Origin of the sequence: Sorangium sp. So ce887 (genome assembly GCF_051521455.1) — a bacterium.
Classification (GTDB): domain Bacteria; phylum Myxococcota_A; class Polyangia; order Polyangiales; family Polyangiaceae; genus Sorangium.
Window position 1 is genome coordinate 1,106,522 of the sequence record NZ_CP150354.1, and the last position, 14,731, is coordinate 1,121,252.

The 14,731-nt window shown below is 69.1% G+C and carries 15 protein-coding genes; 11 read left to right on the forward strand and 4 right to left on the reverse strand.

The window, feature by feature from the left end:
- The first annotated feature begins 619 nt into the window (after positions 1–619).
- From WMF36_RS04215 to WMF36_RS04230, 4 genes are all read left to right on the forward strand, one after another.
- The gene (locus WMF36_RS04215) at positions 620–1,114 is read left to right on the forward strand and encodes a hypothetical protein (RefSeq protein WP_437578315.1); all 495 of its coding nucleotides are present in this window, start codon (positions 620–622) and stop codon (positions 1,112–1,114) included.
- A 360-nt stretch (positions 1,115–1,474) separates the two neighbouring features.
- Positions 1,475–2,692, forward strand: coding sequence for a hypothetical protein (locus tag WMF36_RS04220; protein WP_437578316.1), 1,218 nt, complete (start codon positions 1,475–1,477; stop codon positions 2,690–2,692).
- Between the two features lie 80 nt (positions 2,693–2,772).
- Positions 2,773–3,405 carry a DUF6151 family protein gene (locus WMF36_RS04225; protein WP_437578317.1) on the forward strand — a complete coding sequence of 211 codons (633 nt, stop codon included), beginning with the start codon at positions 2,773–2,775 and terminating at the stop codon, positions 3,403–3,405.
- 589 nt (positions 3,406–3,994) lie between these two features.
- Positions 3,995–4,276: a hypothetical protein gene (locus tag WMF36_RS04230; RefSeq protein ID WP_437578318.1), complete on the forward strand. Its 282-nt coding sequence runs from the start codon at positions 3,995–3,997 to the stop codon at positions 4,274–4,276.
- A gap of 262 nt (positions 4,277–4,538) precedes the next feature.
- Here WMF36_RS04230 and WMF36_RS04235 read toward each other — a convergent pair whose 3' ends face one another.
- Positions 4,539–4,682 (reverse strand): hypothetical protein, encoded by a 144-nt coding sequence (locus tag WMF36_RS04235; RefSeq protein WP_437578319.1) that lies wholly within the window; start codon positions 4,680–4,682, stop codon positions 4,539–4,541.
- A gap of 139 nt (positions 4,683–4,821) precedes the next feature.
- Here WMF36_RS04235 and WMF36_RS04240 point away from each other — a divergent pair, with 139 nt between their 5' ends.
- From WMF36_RS04240 to WMF36_RS04250, 3 genes are all read left to right on the forward strand, one after another.
- On the forward strand, positions 4,822–5,124 hold the full coding sequence (locus tag WMF36_RS04240; RefSeq protein ID WP_437578320.1) for a hypothetical protein: 303 nt from the start codon (positions 4,822–4,824) through the stop codon (positions 5,122–5,124).
- A gap of 393 nt (positions 5,125–5,517) precedes the next feature.
- On the forward strand, positions 5,518–6,105 hold the full coding sequence (locus WMF36_RS04245) for an AAA family ATPase (protein ID WP_437578322.1): 588 nt from the start codon (positions 5,518–5,520) through the stop codon (positions 6,103–6,105).
- Positions 6,106–6,349: 244 nt separating this feature from the next.
- The gene (locus WMF36_RS04250) at positions 6,350–8,092 is read left to right on the forward strand and encodes a sensor histidine kinase (protein WP_437578323.1); all 1,743 of its coding nucleotides are present in this window, start codon (positions 6,350–6,352) and stop codon (positions 8,090–8,092) included.
- 6 nt (positions 8,093–8,098) lie between these two features.
- On the opposite strand, the gene WMF36_RS04255 is transcribed toward WMF36_RS04250, so the two are convergent.
- Positions 8,099–8,668, reverse strand: a complete 570-nt coding sequence (locus tag WMF36_RS04255; protein WP_437578324.1) for a YceI family protein — start codon at positions 8,666–8,668, stop codon at positions 8,099–8,101.
- Between the two features lie 151 nt (positions 8,669–8,819).
- Between WMF36_RS04255 and WMF36_RS04260 the strand changes: the two genes are divergently transcribed.
- From WMF36_RS04260 to WMF36_RS04270, 3 genes are all read left to right on the forward strand, one after another.
- Positions 8,820–9,719 (forward strand): LysR family transcriptional regulator, encoded by a 900-nt coding sequence (locus WMF36_RS04260; protein WP_437578325.1) that lies wholly within the window; start codon positions 8,820–8,822, stop codon positions 9,717–9,719.
- A 108-nt stretch (positions 9,720–9,827) separates the two neighbouring features.
- Entirely contained in the window at positions 9,828–10,865 is a 1,038-nt protein-coding gene (locus WMF36_RS04265; RefSeq protein ID WP_437578326.1) for an aldo/keto reductase, read from the forward strand.
- Positions 10,866–11,145: 280 nt separating this feature from the next.
- A complete protein-coding gene (locus WMF36_RS04270; RefSeq protein WP_437578327.1) occupies positions 11,146–12,447 on the forward strand; it encodes an aminotransferase class V-fold PLP-dependent enzyme in 1,302 nt (433 codons plus the stop codon).
- 141 nt (positions 12,448–12,588) lie between these two features.
- Here the strand turns inward: WMF36_RS04270 and WMF36_RS04275 are convergent, their stop codons facing one another.
- Complete coding sequence (locus tag WMF36_RS04275) at positions 12,589–13,068, reverse strand: VOC family protein (protein WP_437578328.1); 480 nt, start codon at positions 13,066–13,068, stop codon at positions 12,589–12,591.
- Positions 13,069–13,334: 266 nt separating this feature from the next.
- Here WMF36_RS04275 and WMF36_RS04280 point away from each other — a divergent pair, with 266 nt between their 5' ends.
- Positions 13,335–13,709 (forward strand): hypothetical protein, encoded by a 375-nt coding sequence (locus WMF36_RS04280; RefSeq protein WP_437578329.1) that lies wholly within the window; start codon positions 13,335–13,337, stop codon positions 13,707–13,709.
- Between the two features lie 30 nt (positions 13,710–13,739).
- On the opposite strand, the gene WMF36_RS04285 is transcribed toward WMF36_RS04280, so the two are convergent.
- Positions 13,740–14,591, reverse strand: coding sequence for a ketopantoate reductase family protein (locus WMF36_RS04285; RefSeq protein WP_437578330.1), 852 nt, complete (start codon positions 14,589–14,591; stop codon positions 13,740–13,742).
- Positions 14,592–14,731 lie beyond the last annotated feature (140 nt).

Consider the following 14,731-nt stretch of genomic DNA (forward strand, 5'->3'; position numbering starts at 1 on the left):
AGAAATCTGCCTGCGAGCTCAGCCGACCATTGCCCGGGTTCATTGAATTCCCGGCCAGGGCTCTTTTTACCACGACCGTGTACACCCATCTGCACCGGCCGTGTGCCCGGTCACACCGTGGCTGTTGAAGTGGGTCTCGCACAGCATGCCCGGCGTGAGAGGAGCCCGAGCATGAGCTGATATTGAAACACGTAAACACGGTCTGAAGTCAAGCTCCTCGTGCAACTGTTTGGGTCGTACAGTCACGTTGCATTCACGGGTTCGCGACGGAACGAGAGGCGCGCCGTCCGCCCTCCTGAGAAAGCGACGATGTGTCGATAATCGATCTGTGCAGCCAAGAGGACACCCTCGCTCCAGCAGCAGGGGCGAGCGCGCGAGACGCGCGAGACGCGAACGATGGCAGAGATCTCCATGGGGCGTCGCTGATTCAAGTCCTCCCGACATCACATCCCGGACACCTCCTGGAGAAACGCGCGGAGCGACGCGCGTGGACGGAGCGGGTCCGGAGCGCGCGGGGCGGCGCTGACCGCCGCGGCGCTGTGCCGGCGCACCGGCGCCCCGCCGTGAGGGCCTCGCGATCGGGTCCCGTCCGGCGCTGGAAGGGGGTAGGATGCCGTCCATGAACCGCGTTTCCAAGATGATGACGGTCACGGCGATCGCCCTCGCGGCGGTCGCAGGCGGCTACGGGCTCCTGAGCTCGCGCGGGTCGGACCCGAAGACGCTGGTCGGCCGCGTCTGGATCGAGCGAATCCCGAGGAACGACACGGATCAGGTCGAGCTCATCGCGCTGCTCGCCGACGAGCCGATCGGCATCTTCCGGCGTGCGTCCCAGTACGAGGGCTCGTTTGCTCTGTTCCGTTACGAGCTCCGCGGCAACGACAAGGTGCAGCTGCTCTTCCCGCAGGACAAGTCGAAGCACGAGGCCGCCTTCGACGCGCGGCCGTGCGACGTGAAGGGCTTCGACTACTGCCTCGATCTGAGCGGTGCGCCGCGGGGCGCGGCGAGGTACTACAGCCGGAAGGAATGGGAGATCGAGGGGAGCGACCCGCCCGCGCTGGAGAGCGCGCTGCGAGCGCTCGGCGAGGAGCTGCTCGCGTCGCCGCCGGAGCCGTGACGGGGCAGGGGACGAGACGCAGGGGGACGACGCCAACAAGGACCTTCGCCGACCAGGCCCCGCACGGGGGTGACGAACAGCGAAGCGATGAAAGAACGTCAGGGGCGAATGCGCCGCGCGCGCGTCCGTCCGCCCCGCTGGCACCGCCGCATGCCGCCGCCGCTGCCAGCGGGCAGACGCGCGCGCTCGCGCGTCCCAGCGCCCGGGACAGCACGCCACGGTCAGTCGACGCATTCGGTGGCTCACGCCATGATGGGGCCGTAGCTACTGACCCCATCGCTTGTTCAACCCTCGTCGACTGCGGCCCTGCGCGCGACCCGTCCTGAGCGGGCGTCCCGCTTCCCGCAGACAGGTCAATTCATGCGTCACCTCGTCAGTCCTGCCGCGTTCATCCTGCTCGCAGCCTGCTCTTCGAGCGCGGAGACGCCCGCTGGGGGCGGTGGCAGCGGCGGCGACGCGCCGGCCATCAGCGCGGGCAGCGACGGTGCGGGCAGCGGCGGCGCCGGGGGCCCGACGGCGAGCGGGACAGGCGACGCGGGGGCGGCCGGCTCCGGCAGCGGCGGGCGTGGCGAAGGCGGCAGCGGCGGGCGTGGCGAAGGCAGCGGCGGGCGTGGCGAAGGCGGCGGCGGGCGTGGCGAAGGCGGCAGCGGTGGCAGCGGCGGCGACCACGCGCCGGACTGCAGCGGGGCCTCCGCGGCGGTCGCCGGAGACGTGCTCGATCCCGAGCAGGTCTACCTTGCCGGGACGCTGTACGAGGGAATCTGCGGGCAGGACGCGGTTGTGCACTGGGGCTCGCCGGGATCGGCCGCGGTGGGGTTCGACTGCGATGTCAACGAGCGAAGCGCCCAGATCCTCCCCGCCGGCGGACGGCTGCTCTACATCAACGTCTTCGAGGACCTGCTCCGCGAGTTCCGCTGCGACGGCTGCCCGTATGATGGCGACGCCTACCCGGCAGCGCCGCTCGAGAACGATGCCGTCCTGTCCACGCCGCCGTGCGATCCGGAGTCCGACCCGCTCGCCGGCTTCCTCGTGTCCCCGGCAGGCACCGTGCTGCACCGCTGCCGATCGGACCTGGCCACCTGGTACGATGAGCGCGGAGCCGTTGTCCACGCCGATCCGGACAACGGGTTGCTCCACCTGGGCCACGGCGATCTCGCGCTGACCGAGCAGAGCGTGATTCACCTTGCCACGTCGACGTCGATGCCCATCGTGGGTCTTCCCAGCATCGAGCGGCTCCACACTGTGCGCGCCAAGGCGCCGGACAGGTTTCTGCTGGTGCTCGGCTCGGAGGCGCCAAGCGACGACGGCAGCAGCCAGGAGCTCTGGGAGGTGGACGGGCGCGGGAACGCGACGCGGCTCGGCGTCTTCCCTCCTCTTCCGGCGGAAGCGACCGAGGTCAGCGCGTCGACATCCAAGCTCGACGGGTGCGGCGCGCTGCTCCAGTTCGGAGGCGGGCCCGGGATCTTCGAGGACGTGATCGTCCGCCGGGAGATCGGCGGGGCGAGCGAGGTCGTCTACACCGAGGCGACGGATCCGCTGGTGAAGATCCACATCTCTGCCCTCTTCACGGGGCCTTGATCGGGGCGCTGTCAGCCGCCGTCCGCCGCGCGGCGGGAGAAGCACGCGCATCGCGCGTCGAGACGTGATACGGAAGCTCCATGTCCCGAGACGTCGAGCTCCAGTGTCGTTGCGGAAAGCTTCACGGATGGCTGCGCGATGCGTCGCCGAGCGCGGTGAACCGCGTTGTCTGCTACTGCGACGACTGCCAGGCATTCCTGCACCATCTCGGCCGCGCGGATCTGCTCGACGAGCACGGCGGCTCGGACATCGTGCAGGTTGCTCCTTCGACGGTCTCGTTCGACCGCGGCGGCGAGCTCGTTGCCGCCGTGCGCCTCACGCCGAAGGGCGCCTATCGCTGGTACGCGAGCTGTTGCAAGACGCCGCTCGGCGACACGTGGACGCCGCGACTGCCGTTCGTCGGCCTCGCCACCGAGCTGTTCCAGCAATCGCCGAGCGCACGCCCGTGCGACGAGGTCTTCGGCGCGCCGCGCGGCCGGCTCTTCGGCAAGTTCGCGATCGGCGAGCCGCCGCCTGGTTCGGTGAAGCCGAACGTGCGCCTCATCGCGCGCACGATCCGGAAGGTGCTCGGCTGGAAGGTCCGCGGCAAGACGTGGCCACATCCGTTCTTCGACCGCGCGACCGGCAATCCAGCGTGCCCGGTCACGGTACTGTCCACGGCCGAGCGCGACGCGCTACGCCCGCTGTGCGGCCCGCGCCCCGCGCGCGCATGACGGGCCGGCTCGAACGAAGGAGACGACGGCGATAGGCGCGGGGCCGGATCGGCGCGCAGCGGAACCAGGCGCGCTCGGCCACAGGGCGCGCCTGGTGAGCGTGTTTCTGTCGGTACGGTCGTGAGGTGGCGTTACGAGCGTGGCAAATCGTTGCGCTGGTACATTCTGTCAATTTCCAGCGAGACGGCGTGGTCGCCGCGCTTCTTCGGTGACGCTGCGGAGCCAGGCGCCGGCGCGCCCCGTTCTGCCCTGCGCAACGGGACAATATGTCTCGGTGGCCGTGAGGCGCGCGCCTCGCCGGATCCGCCTTGCTCTCGCAGCGTGATGGCGATTCGGCTGAATTCACCCGTCGGGAGCCGGCGTCGCCGCTTCCGGCGTGAGTTGGCCCATTTATTGCGATACACGATGCGGATCGATCGTCCGGGCTGCAACAGCGCGGGTGGGCCGAAGTCGGTGCACGATCGGTAACGGGGTGGGCTCAGGCCCCTGGCCAAGCGGCGCGGGTCGACACGTGAACGTCAAAGACGGTCACTGTGGATCCCGTGGCAGAGCTCGCGTTTGCCAAGTTGTGGATAAAAAGAGAGATTCCATGAACAATTTCATCAAGATGACATGCATCACAGGCGTCCTGGTCGCGTCGGCGATTGGCTGCGGCGCGACCTCGGCCGAGGAGCAGCGGCGCGCGGTGACCCATCAGCACAACGCGGATGAAGCGGCGGATCAGGGGCAGTACGGTATGGCGAGCGACGAGCAGCGCAAGGCCGAAGATGCACACGGCAGGGCCGTGCAGAAGGCGATGGATGACGGCACGCCGATTCCTCGCCAGACGAGGCCGGGGGATCCGCCGCCGGCTCCTCCTCCCACGTACTGACGCGCGACGTGCGCGGGTGAGACGACCCTGTGAAATTACGATCTATTCAACCCCGTGAGGCAACCCTGAGAACATTGACAGCAGTCGGAATTCTCGGTTCTGCGGTCTTTCTCCTGGCGCCTGGATGCGCCAGGGACAGCGAGGCCGGGCGCACCGTTGACTGCGCCAGCATCTGCTCAAGATACTCCGAATGTATCGAGGAGGTCGATGTTACTTCGTGCACCAGCGAGTGTGAGGACAAGGCGGACGCGGACTCGAGCTATCAAGAGCGCGCCGCCGCCTGTACGGAGTGCACCGACGACAGGACGTGCAAGGAGGCCGAGTCCTGCTGGGCGAGCTGTCCGGAGTTGCCCGCCGTGAGCACGTGACCGGAGACGCTGGGCGCCTCGGATGCGGGCAGGATCATCCCGGCTCGCTCCGAGGGCTGGCACCAGCGAAGCGCTCGGAGTCCCTGCCCGCCCAGCCTTCAATCCCATCGTTCAAAGTGGGCGAAATGTGTGTTGTTCGAGCGCCTGTGCTTGGACCAAACGCGAGGTTCATGGATCATGAATGTATTATCGATCGAGAATAGGGTCCTGGCCGCGCACGAGCGACTCAGTGTCGCACAGGAGCAGCTCGATGCGGCGATCCGGACATCCCATGCGAGCTCTCCGGATGTCGAAGCGATGAATGGGGTGTCCGAGAGGCTGAGAGAAGCGCGCGCGTGCATCGACCAGATACAGCAGCACATCGAAGCCAGCGCCGAGGTTGTGCCGTCGACGCGCGACTGCCCGGCGTGCGGAAAATCCATCCGCGCTCAGGCAACGTTGTGCGGCCATTGCTGGGCGAAGCTCGGCCCCTCTGTGTAGTCCAGGGCGTAGACCTCGGCGGCGGCGCGCGCTCCAGGGCCGGTCGCGCCGCGCCCTGAGTGGTTCCGAGGGGTCCTGCGGGACGCGGTACGCGCGTCAGGGCTTCGGCCGCTGTAGGCCCCGTACGTTTTTGCTTTGCGACCCCCCGCCCCTCTCGGTACAACATCGGGAGCGCCAGCCCTCCAGCTGGCGTTTTCGTTTCTGATCCCGCTCGCGACGAGCTCACTGTGCGCGCTTCACCGCAGGTCCGCGGTGCACGTCGCCCGGAACCGGAGCGCGACGAGCGCTCGCCCCCCATCGCACGATCGTGACCCATGCCTCGAGGCGATCTCGCCCTGCCCCGGTTCGCGGGTCGCGGATCGACGCGTGGCGCCCCACACCGAGGAGAGATCGATGAAAAAGATGACGACCCACGAGGAGAGGACATCTTCGAAGCGCGCCGCGCCCGACGAGCAGCACGCGGCGTCGCGCGGCATGGCGCATCTTCACCTCATCGTGGGGCCGGTGGGTGCCGGCAAGTCCACATTCGCGCTGCAGCTCTGTCGAGAGCAGCGCGCCGTGCGGTTGAACCTGGACGAGTGGATGGCGACGCTCTTCCGGCCGGACCGCCCGGACGCGGGCGTCCTGGAGTGGTACCTCGAGCGCACCGGACGGTGCATCGAGCAGATCTGGACGCTGACCGAGAGGATGCTCGAGGTGGGCACCAGCGTCGTGCTCGAGATTGGCCTCATTCGCCGGGACCACCGGGAGCGATTCTACGAGCGTGTCGACGTCAGCGGGCATCGCATGACCATCCACGTGCTGGATGCGCCCCGCGATCTGCGCCGCGAGCGCGTGCAGCGGCGCAACCAGCAGAAGGGAGATACCTTCTCGATGGTGGTCCCACCTGACTTTTTCGAGTTTGCCAGCGATATGTGGCAGCCGCTCGACGATACGGAATGCGACGGGCGCGACGTACGCATCCTGTCCACCGGGGACTAGACCTCCGACGCGGCCAGCTCGGAGCGGCGCGCGCCGGCCTCCGCCGCTCCTTCCGCGGCCGGACAGACCCCGCCGTTCCGCTTGGGCTGCCCCGCTGGTCTGCCCGTGTACAGATCGCAGATCCAAAGACGCCAAGAAAAACTCGAAGAGCGCGGCGCCGGGAGGCGTGACGAGACGAGAAGGTAGCGTGTGCCTTTTCGCCACGTTGCGCATCGCTGTGTCCGGAGGCAATCTACACTGAGCAATGATTTCGAAAGGGGGCGGACGAAGGAGCGGACTGGACGGGCTTGGCTGCCCGCACGAACGCGTTGGCTCACCTCTGCTCGGCTGGATTGGGATCATCCCAAGAGTCGCGGGCGCCATCACCGTCGTGACCGCCGTGGCCGTCCTGGTGGGCTGGTGGCTCGATGTTCAGATTCTCAAGAGTTTTCACCCGACATTCGTGACCATGAAGGCGAACACGGCGCTGGCCTTCCTTGCCGCTGGCGCGTCGCTGTGGCTCTACTGCTGCGCGGGTTCGAGCTTGTGGATGCGCCGGTTGGCGCGGGCGTGCGCCGGCGGAGTCGCTGTCATCGGGTTGCTCACGCTCCTGGAATACGCGCTGAACCAGCCGCTCCATATCGACCAAGTTCTCTTTCGGGAAGGGCCGGGCGCCGTCGGCACCCCTCACCTCGGAAGAATGGCTCTCACGACGGCCATCTGCTTCGTCCTCGTCGGCTCGGCTCTGTGTCTCCTCGATGCGAAGACGCAGCGCGTGCGCCGGCTTTTTTTGGTGCTGGTCGTGCTGATCGCGCTGTTCGGGCAGCTGGCGGTGCTCGGATATGTGCTCGGGGTCGGGTATCTTTATGGCGTCGGAGCGACGACCGAGATGGCGGTGCATACGGCGCTGCTCTTTCTGGTGCTGTCTGCTGGCGTCCTGTGCGTGCGGCCCGAGCTGAGCGGCGTCGAGCTGTTGATGAGCGCGGGGGCCGGCGGCGTGATGGCACGGCGCCTGCTTGCTGCCGCGTTCGGCGCGCCCTTCATCCTCGGCTGGGTGATCGTGGAGGGTCGGAAGCTCGGCCTCTACGATTCGGCGTTCGAGTCGTCGCTCCTCATCGTCGGCAGCATCGTCTTCATCGTGCGCCACATCTGGCAAAGCGCTGCCGTGCTGGAATGCGTCGACCGTGATCGGGGAAGGGCCGTAGAAGATCGCGGCCGACTCGCGCTCCGTGCGGAGGCCGCCCAGGCTGCCGTCCGAGAGAGAGACGAGTTCCTCTCCATCGCGTCCCATGAGCTCCGAACGCCCATCGCCGCGCTCCAGCTCACGCTGCAGGCGCTGCAGCGCAAGCTTGGCGGCGGCGGGTCCGCGGCCCTCCTGCACGAGCGCACCGTCCGAGCGGTGGACGGAAGCCTTCTACAGGTCGCTCGGCTGGCGCGGTTGGTCGATCAGTTGCTCGATCTGTCGCGCATCAAGGCGGGGCGTCTCGAGCTCGATCCTGAGAGGGTCAATCTCGTCGAGGTGGTGCGTCAGGCAGTCGAGCCCCTCCGGGTGGTGCTGGCGCAGGCGGGCTGCTCGCTGTCTCTGCGCGTCGAGCGCGAGATCCGCGGTCGCTGGGATGCGCTGCGGATCGAGCAGGTCGTGACGAACCTGGTGTCCAATGCGATGAAGTATGGTGCGAACGCCCCCGTCGAGATCAGCGTACAGCGGCGTGGAGACATGGCCGTGATAGCGGTGCGCGATCATGGAATCGGCATCGCCCCCGAGAACACGGCGCGGATCTTCGAGCGGTTCGAGCGCGCTGTCTCGCCGCGCGACTACGTCGGGGTGGGCATCGGTCTCTTCGTCGCCGCGCAGATCGTCGAGGCCCACGGCGGCTCGATCCGGGTCGAGAGCGCGCTCGGCATGGGTTCAACCTTCGTCGTCGAGTTGCCCATCGAGTGCGTGGTGGGGCCGCTGAAGGCAAGGCAATTGCAGGGGCCACGTCACTACAAGCCGTCGATTCCTTGAAGAAGCCTATCTGATCAGCTGGATATCGAGGGTGATCGAGATCTCGTCGCCCACGAGGACGCCGCCTGTCTCGAGGACGGCGTTGAAGCTCATCCCGAAATCGCTGCGGCGGATCTTCGTCGTGGCGGTCGCGCCCAGCTTGCGGTTGCCGTACGGGTCGCGGTGCTCGCCCGAGAGCTCGCTGACCGCGAGCGTCACCTCGCGAGAGACGCCGCGGATCGTCAGGTCGCCTGCGATGTCGAGCCCGTCGCCGCGACGGAGGACGCTCCGTCCGACGAACGTGATCGTCGGGTACGTCTCGACATCGAGGAAGTCGGCGCTCCGGAGGTGCGCGTCGCGCTGCTTCTCGCGGGTGTGGATCGACGCCGCGTCGATCGTGGCGGAGACCTTCGTCGCCTCGGGGTGTCGCGGATCGTAGAGGACCTCGCCGGCGACGCCCTCGAGCTCGCCGCGCACGTTCGAGATCATCATGTGGCGTACGGAGAACGAGACGCTGGAGTGCGCCGCGTCGATCGTCCAGCGGGCCGCCTGGGAGGGGGTCGCGCTCGGGGTGGTGGTGCTGGTCGTGGTGTTCATGGCTGGTGGTCCTTCCTCTGAAGAGGTTCGGGCTCGCCGCACCCGGGTCATCCGGGGCGCGCTGGCCGTGGTCACAGGAGACAAGATGCATCGTTGCTCGTGAACGCACTAGACAGGCGTTTGTGAACAGGCTGTTCTCCAGGGACGAACAATGGACCTCAACCGGATCGCCGTCTTCGTCCGCGTCGTCGATGAGCAGGGCTTCACCGCGGCGGCCCGGGTCCTGGGGCTGCCGAAGTCCTCGGTCAGCCGCTCGGTCGCGCTCCTCGAGCAGGCGCTCGGAGCGCGGCTCCTGCACCGCTCGACGCGCAGCGTGAGGCTCACCGAGGCCGGCGCGGCGTTCTACGAGCGGGCGTCGCGCGGCGTCGCGAGCCTCGAGGAAGCCGCCGCGATGGCGGCCGATCTGGAGGCCGTGGTGCGCGGCACCATCCGCATCACCGCGCCCGTCGACGTCGGCGTCGCGATGCTCGAGCCGGCGATCGCCCGGTTCGTGCGGCGCCACCCGGCCGTCCGCATCGACGTCGTCCTCACGGGGCGCGTCGTGGATCTCGTGGAGGAGGGCTTCGATCTGGCGCTGCGGGCCGGGCCGCTCCGCGACGGCTCGGTCATCGCGCGAAAGATCGGGCAGGTGGAAGTCGCGCTGTACGCCTCGCCTCGGTACCTCGAGCGCGCCGGGGTCCCCGGGAGCCTCGGCGACCTGGCAGCGCACCGGTGCGTCCTCTTTCGCGCGACGCGCGGCCGCGCCGCGTGGACGCTCCAGGGGCCCGCGGGGGACGAGACGGTGGAGGTCGAGGGGCCGCTCGCCGTCGACGAGCTCAGCTTCGCGCGGCGCGCGGTGCTGGCGGGCGTCGGCATCGGCCTCCTCCCGGCCGTCCTGTGCGCCCGCGAGGTCGCGCGAGGCCGCCTCGTGCGCGTGCTGCCGTCGCACGTGGCCTCGGGGGCGCCCTTGCACCTCGTGTACCCCTCCGCGCGGTACCTGCCCCACCGCATCGCGACGTTTCGTGACTTCCTCGTCGAAGCGCTCACGCCACGACTTCAGCGCTCGCCTTGATCGCAGCCACGCCGCCCGCGTGCGCGTCCGTCATATAAGATATATTGTCCGTTATGGTGGACGGTGCCGCCGCTCCGTGGTACTGGACGCCCCACGGACGGAACAGCGATGAACTACCGACAGCTGGGTGACAGCGAGCTCCGGGTCTCGGAGCTCTGCCTTGGGACGATGACGTTCGGCGAGCAGAACACGCTCGAGGACGCGAAAGCGCAGCTCGACTATGCGTTCGACGCGGGCATCAACTTCGTCGATGCGGCCGAAATGTACCCCGTGCCGACCCGCGCCGAGACGCAGGGGCGCACGGAGAGCTACGTGGGCGAGTGGCTGAGTCAAAAGCCGCGCGACAGGGTGGTCCTCGCCACGAAGATCGCGGGGCCGGGCCGCCCTATCCCGTGGGTCCGCAACGGGTCTCTCGCGGTCAACCGCGCGAACGTGCGGCGCGCGGTCGAGGACAGCCTGCGGCGGCTCAGGACCGATTACATCGATCTCTACCAGATCCACTGGCCGGATCGGTATGTGCCGCAGTTCGGCGCGACCGCCTACGATCCGGCGAGCGAGCGCTCGAGCACGCCGATCCCCGAGCAGCTCGCGGCGTTCGCGGAGGTGATCCGCGACGGCAAGGTCCGTTATCTCGGGCTCAGCAACGAGACCGCCTGGGGAGTGACGCAGTTCAGCCGCATCGCGGAGCACCTGGGGCTCCCGAGGCCGGTGTCGATCCAGAACGCCTACAGCCTCGTCAACCGCACGTTCGACTCGGCGCTCGCGGAGGCCTCGCGCCGCGAGGACGTGTCGCTGCTCGCGTACAGCCCGCTCGCCTTCGGCCTGCTCACGGGCAAGTACCTCGGCGGACCTCCGCCGGGCTCGCGCCTCGCCCGGTTCGAGACCTTCGGCCAGCGCTACCGGAAGCCCAACGTGGAGGAGGCGGTGCAGGCGTACGTGAAGCTGGCCCGCGCGCACGGCCTCACCCCGGCGTCGCTCGCGCTCGCCTTCGTGCGCAGCCGCTGGTTCGTGGCGAGCACCATCCTCGGCGCGACCACGCTCGAGCAGCTCGAGGAGAACGTGAAGAGCGCGGGCGTGGTGCTCGGCAAGGAGGTGCTCGCCGAGATCGACCAGATCCATGCCCGCTATCCGAGCCCGGCGCCGTGAGCGCGCGGGGATAGCAGTCCTCCACGGCGAGCCAGGAATCTCGCGCCCGTGCGGCGTGACGGGACGGAGCCGACAGCGCGGAACACCGCGATCTGCCCCTCGTTGCGCGCTGTAAAAAGCTGATTCCTTGCAGTTGTTTACTGCTCATTCGCGGCACCCGTGCATACTCGCGGCCGGCGCGGCGAGAAGGAACCTCCCTGCTCGCGGCATCGAAGCGCTCGTGGGCGAGCGATCCTGCGGCTCCGGAGGGGCTGCGCCGGCACGGAGGGAGGAAGCTGCGATGACGACCAAGCTACCCAGGCGAAGCCTGCTCGAAGGCCTGCTGGCGATTGGCGCCGTGGGCTGCGCGGCCCCGGAGGCGGTGAAGGCCGCGGGCGATCGGTCGCAGGCGCCGGCCGACGCATGGCAGCGCGTCCGGGACGAGATCGAGGTGTCGCCGGCGTGGATCCACATGACGAGCTTCCTGCTCGCGTCGCACCCGCGGCCCGTGCGCGAGGCGATCGAGGCGCTGCGGAGGGAGCTCGACGAGAACCCGGTGGACGCGCTCCACGAGCACGAGGATCCGGCGCCGGTGCGGGAGGCCGCCGCGGCGTACATGGGCGCCCGCGCCGAGGAGATCGCGCTGACGGACAGCACCACGATGGGGCTCGCCTCGCTGTACCTCGGCCTGCCGCTCGGGGCCGGGGACGAGGTGCTCACGACGGTGCACGATCACTATTCCACGCACGAGTCGCTCCGGTTCGCCGCGGAGCGGACGGGCGCGGCGGTGCGGAAGATCGCGCTCTACGAGCGCAGCAGCGCGGCGACGGCGACGGAGATGGCGGGCGCGATCGAGCGGGCGATCACGCCCGCCACGCGGGTCGTGGCGATCACGTGGGTGCACTCGAGCACAGGGGTGAAGACCCCGGTGCGCGCCGTCGCGGAGGTCGTCGCCAGGGCAAACCAGGGGCGGGCGCCGGGGGATCGCGTCGTCTGCTGCGTGGACGGCGTGCACGGCTTCGGGGTCGACGACGTCACGATGGCCGACCTCGGCTGCGATTTCTTCGCGGCCGCCTGTCACAAATGGATCCTGGGGCCGCGGGGCACGGGCGTGCTCTGGGGCAGGGCCGAGCTCTGGCCGATGCTCCGCCCGAGCATCCCGCACTTCGGCCGGGAGGGATACGGCGCCTGGCTGCGGGGGCAGCCGTCGCCGCCGACGACCGCCAACATGATGTCTCCCGGAGGATTCCACTCCTTCGAGCACCGCTGGGCGCTGCCCGCGGCGTTCGCGTTCCACCGGCGCATCGGCAAGGCCAAGGTCGCCGACCGCATCCACGCGCTGAACCGGCAGTGCAAGGAGGGGCTCAAGGGCATGCGCCACGTCACGCTGCACACGCCGCTCGACGACGCCATCTCCGCGGGGCTCGTCTGCTTCGAGGTGGCGGGGATGACGCCGGCGGCCGTCGTGGGGAAGCTCCGCGAGCGGAAGATCATCGCGTCGACGTCGCCGTACGGGATCTCCTATGCCCGCGTCGCGCCGAGCCTGCTCAACTCCGAGGCGGACGTCGAGGCGGTGGTGCGCGAGATCCGGGCGCTCGCGTGAGGTGCCGGCGCCGCCCAGCGGCCCACGGCGCGGACGCGCAACACCAGGTCGCCTGAGCATCGATGTCGCTCGGGCTGGTGCTCGCCTGCCCGCCCGAGCTCAGCACGACGCTGAAGCTCAGCGATCGGGGCGCTCGCTGCGCTACCGGGCGGCCTCCTCGAGCCTCGCGATGTCGAGCTTTTTCATCTGCATCATCGCTTGCATGACCCGCGCCGCCTTGGCCGGCTCCGGGTGCTGGAGGAGCCGCGGCAGCGCCGACGGGATGATCTGCCAGGAGAGGCCGAACCTGTCCTTGAGCCACCCGCACTGGCTCTCGGAGCCGCCGTCGGCGGTGAGCTTGCTCCAGAGCTCGTCGACCTCGTCTTGTGTCTCGCAGGTGACGGCGAGCGAGATGGCCTCGTTGAACTTGAAGTGCGGACCGCCGTTCATGGCGACGAAGCGCTGGCCCTCGAGCTCGAACTCGGCGGTCAGGATCGCGCCCTTGGGCCCCGGGCCCGAGTCTCCGCAGCGGAGCTCCTCGACGATCCGGGAGCGCTTGAAGAGGGAAGTGTAGAGCCGCACCGCCTCCTCGGCGTTGTTGTCGAACCAGAGGAACGTCTTGATCTGCTGCGCGGTGGTCATGGTCGTGGCTCCTGGCCGGGGTCGAGCCCGGCGGTGGGGTGGGGGCGCGGTCACCTCGACCTCGCCTCGCCTGGATGTCGGAGCACGACGCGCCGGCTCGACATGGCGTCGAGATTTTTTTTTGAGGGAACCCCGTCGCCGCCGCCGGAGCGGCGGAGGGGGCCGGGGGGCGGCCGCGGGGCCCGGGGGAGCGGCCTGCCGGGCGCGCCCGGAAAAGCTCGCAGGTGAGGGTGGAAGCTCGTGTTGATCCGTGAGAGAGCACGCACATGAGACACATCATCGCGCGCTCGATGGGGCTCCTCCTGGCCACCGTGCTCTGCTGTGCTGCGTGCGGGGCGTCGTCGCACGAGCCTCCCGGCTCGAACACGCCTCCGGTGCAGGATCCGGCCACGCCGCCCGCGGCCCCCCCGACGGACGAGACGATCGTCGCGGGCAGCGACCCGTGCCAGAGCGACGCGGACTGTGTGCCCGTCTGCGGGTGCCACCCGGCCGCCTGCGTCGCCAAGGCCACGGCGCCCGCGTGCGAGGAAGGGCTGATGTGCACGCAAGAGTGCCGGCCAGGGACGATGGATTGCGGCGGCGGCTGCCTCTGCAAGGACGGCCGGTGTGCGGCCCGCCTCGTCAACGCGCCGGCGCGCTGAGACGCGGCTCGGCTGCCCCTCTGGCTGTCTTCAGGGCCGGATGGCGAGCAGCGCCGGCGTCTGGCCGGGGGCCGCGGCGGCCATCGCGTCGATCAGCGTGCGTGGCTCGCCGGGCCCAGCGGCGCCCATCTTGCGGACGGCCTCGAGCCTGCTGAACGTCCACAGGAGCGTGGCGAGCATCGGTTGGGGCAAGTGGCTCAGCCACGCCATCGGCTCCGGGGTGATGGTGTTTCCGAGCTGACGCACAAGGCGAACTCCTTCATCCAGGGCGCGCGCCAGGTTCATCGCTTCGGTCCACGACACGCCTGCTCTCCGCGTGTGGGACGTGATGAGGGCAACCATCGCCGGCACGACGAACGCCGCGTGCGTGCGCAGCCAGCTCTCCATATCGGAGTGCACGACGCTGGGAATGCCTGCGTCGGTGAAGACCTTCGCCCAGGCTGCATCGGTGACCGTGGTGACCATGCCCCGGGAGACGATCTTCGACGTCAGCTTGCCGTCATCGACGGTCGCCAGGATCGCGGGGAAGCCAAAGGCGAAGCGCGCCGAGCCGACCGCACCTTGGAGCCGGCCGAGCGACTCGAAGGTGTTGAACATGAACATCACCGTCCTCGCCGCGCTGGCGGCCAGCGCGGGCAGCACCGCGTCCACCTGCGACGCGAGCACCGTCACGAGCACGAGGTCCCACTCCGCCGTCGTGTCGAGCGCGGCGCTCACGTGCACCTCGGCACGCTGGCCCGAGACGTTCACGATCGCCTTCTCTCGCTGCAGGTGATCGAGCCGCTTTCCACGAGCGACCACCGTCACCTCGTGCCCCGCTCGCGCGAGCTGAAACGCAAATGTGCTTCCGATCCCGCCAGGTCCAACGATGGCGATCTTCATGCCGCGCACGGTAACACCCGTTGATCGACCTGGCAACTCGCGCTTGCCGCGCGCGGAGGCGCCAGCTCGAGCTGCGCGGGGGGGTTGCCTTCGAGCCTGATCACCACTTGCCTCTCGGCGGGCTGCCCCTACAGCAGCAG

What these genes read in the sequence shown, in the direction of transcription:
- WMF36_RS04225 (WP_437578317.1), top strand. Translation starts at nt 2,773, where the DNA reads ATGTCCCGAGACGTCGAGCTCCAGTGTCGTTGCGGAAAGCTTCACGGA.
- WMF36_RS04275 (WP_437578328.1), bottom strand. Translation starts at nt 13,068, where the DNA reads ATGACCACCGCGCAGCAGATCAAGACGTTCCTCTGGTTCGACAACAAC.
- WMF36_RS04230 (WP_437578318.1), top strand. Translation starts at nt 3,995, where the DNA reads ATGAACAATTTCATCAAGATGACATGCATCACAGGCGTCCTGGTCGCG.
- WMF36_RS04240 (WP_437578320.1), top strand. Translation starts at nt 4,822, where the DNA reads ATGAATGTATTATCGATCGAGAATAGGGTCCTGGCCGCGCACGAGCGA.
- WMF36_RS04250 (WP_437578323.1), top strand. Translation starts at nt 6,350, where the DNA reads ATGATTTCGAAAGGGGGCGGACGAAGGAGCGGACTGGACGGGCTTGGC.
- WMF36_RS04220 (WP_437578316.1), top strand. Translation starts at nt 1,475, where the DNA reads ATGCGTCACCTCGTCAGTCCTGCCGCGTTCATCCTGCTCGCAGCCTGC.
- WMF36_RS04235 (WP_437578319.1), bottom strand. Translation starts at nt 4,682, where the DNA reads ATGATCCTGCCCGCATCCGAGGCGCCCAGCGTCTCCGGTCACGTGCTC.
- WMF36_RS04280 (WP_437578329.1), top strand. Translation starts at nt 13,335, where the DNA reads ATGAGACACATCATCGCGCGCTCGATGGGGCTCCTCCTGGCCACCGTG.
- WMF36_RS04260 (WP_437578325.1), top strand. Translation starts at nt 8,820, where the DNA reads ATGGACCTCAACCGGATCGCCGTCTTCGTCCGCGTCGTCGATGAGCAG.
- WMF36_RS04215 (WP_437578315.1), top strand. Translation starts at nt 620, where the DNA reads ATGAACCGCGTTTCCAAGATGATGACGGTCACGGCGATCGCCCTCGCG.
- WMF36_RS04270 (WP_437578327.1), top strand. Translation starts at nt 11,146, where the DNA reads ATGACGACCAAGCTACCCAGGCGAAGCCTGCTCGAAGGCCTGCTGGCG.
- WMF36_RS04265 (WP_437578326.1), top strand. Translation starts at nt 9,828, where the DNA reads ATGAACTACCGACAGCTGGGTGACAGCGAGCTCCGGGTCTCGGAGCTC.
- WMF36_RS04245 (WP_437578322.1), top strand. Translation starts at nt 5,518, where the DNA reads ATGAAAAAGATGACGACCCACGAGGAGAGGACATCTTCGAAGCGCGCC.
- WMF36_RS04285 (WP_437578330.1), bottom strand. Translation starts at nt 14,591, where the DNA reads ATGAAGATCGCCATCGTTGGACCTGGCGGGATCGGAAGCACATTTGCG.
- WMF36_RS04255 (WP_437578324.1), bottom strand. Translation starts at nt 8,668, where the DNA reads ATGAACACCACGACCAGCACCACCACCCCGAGCGCGACCCCCTCCCAG.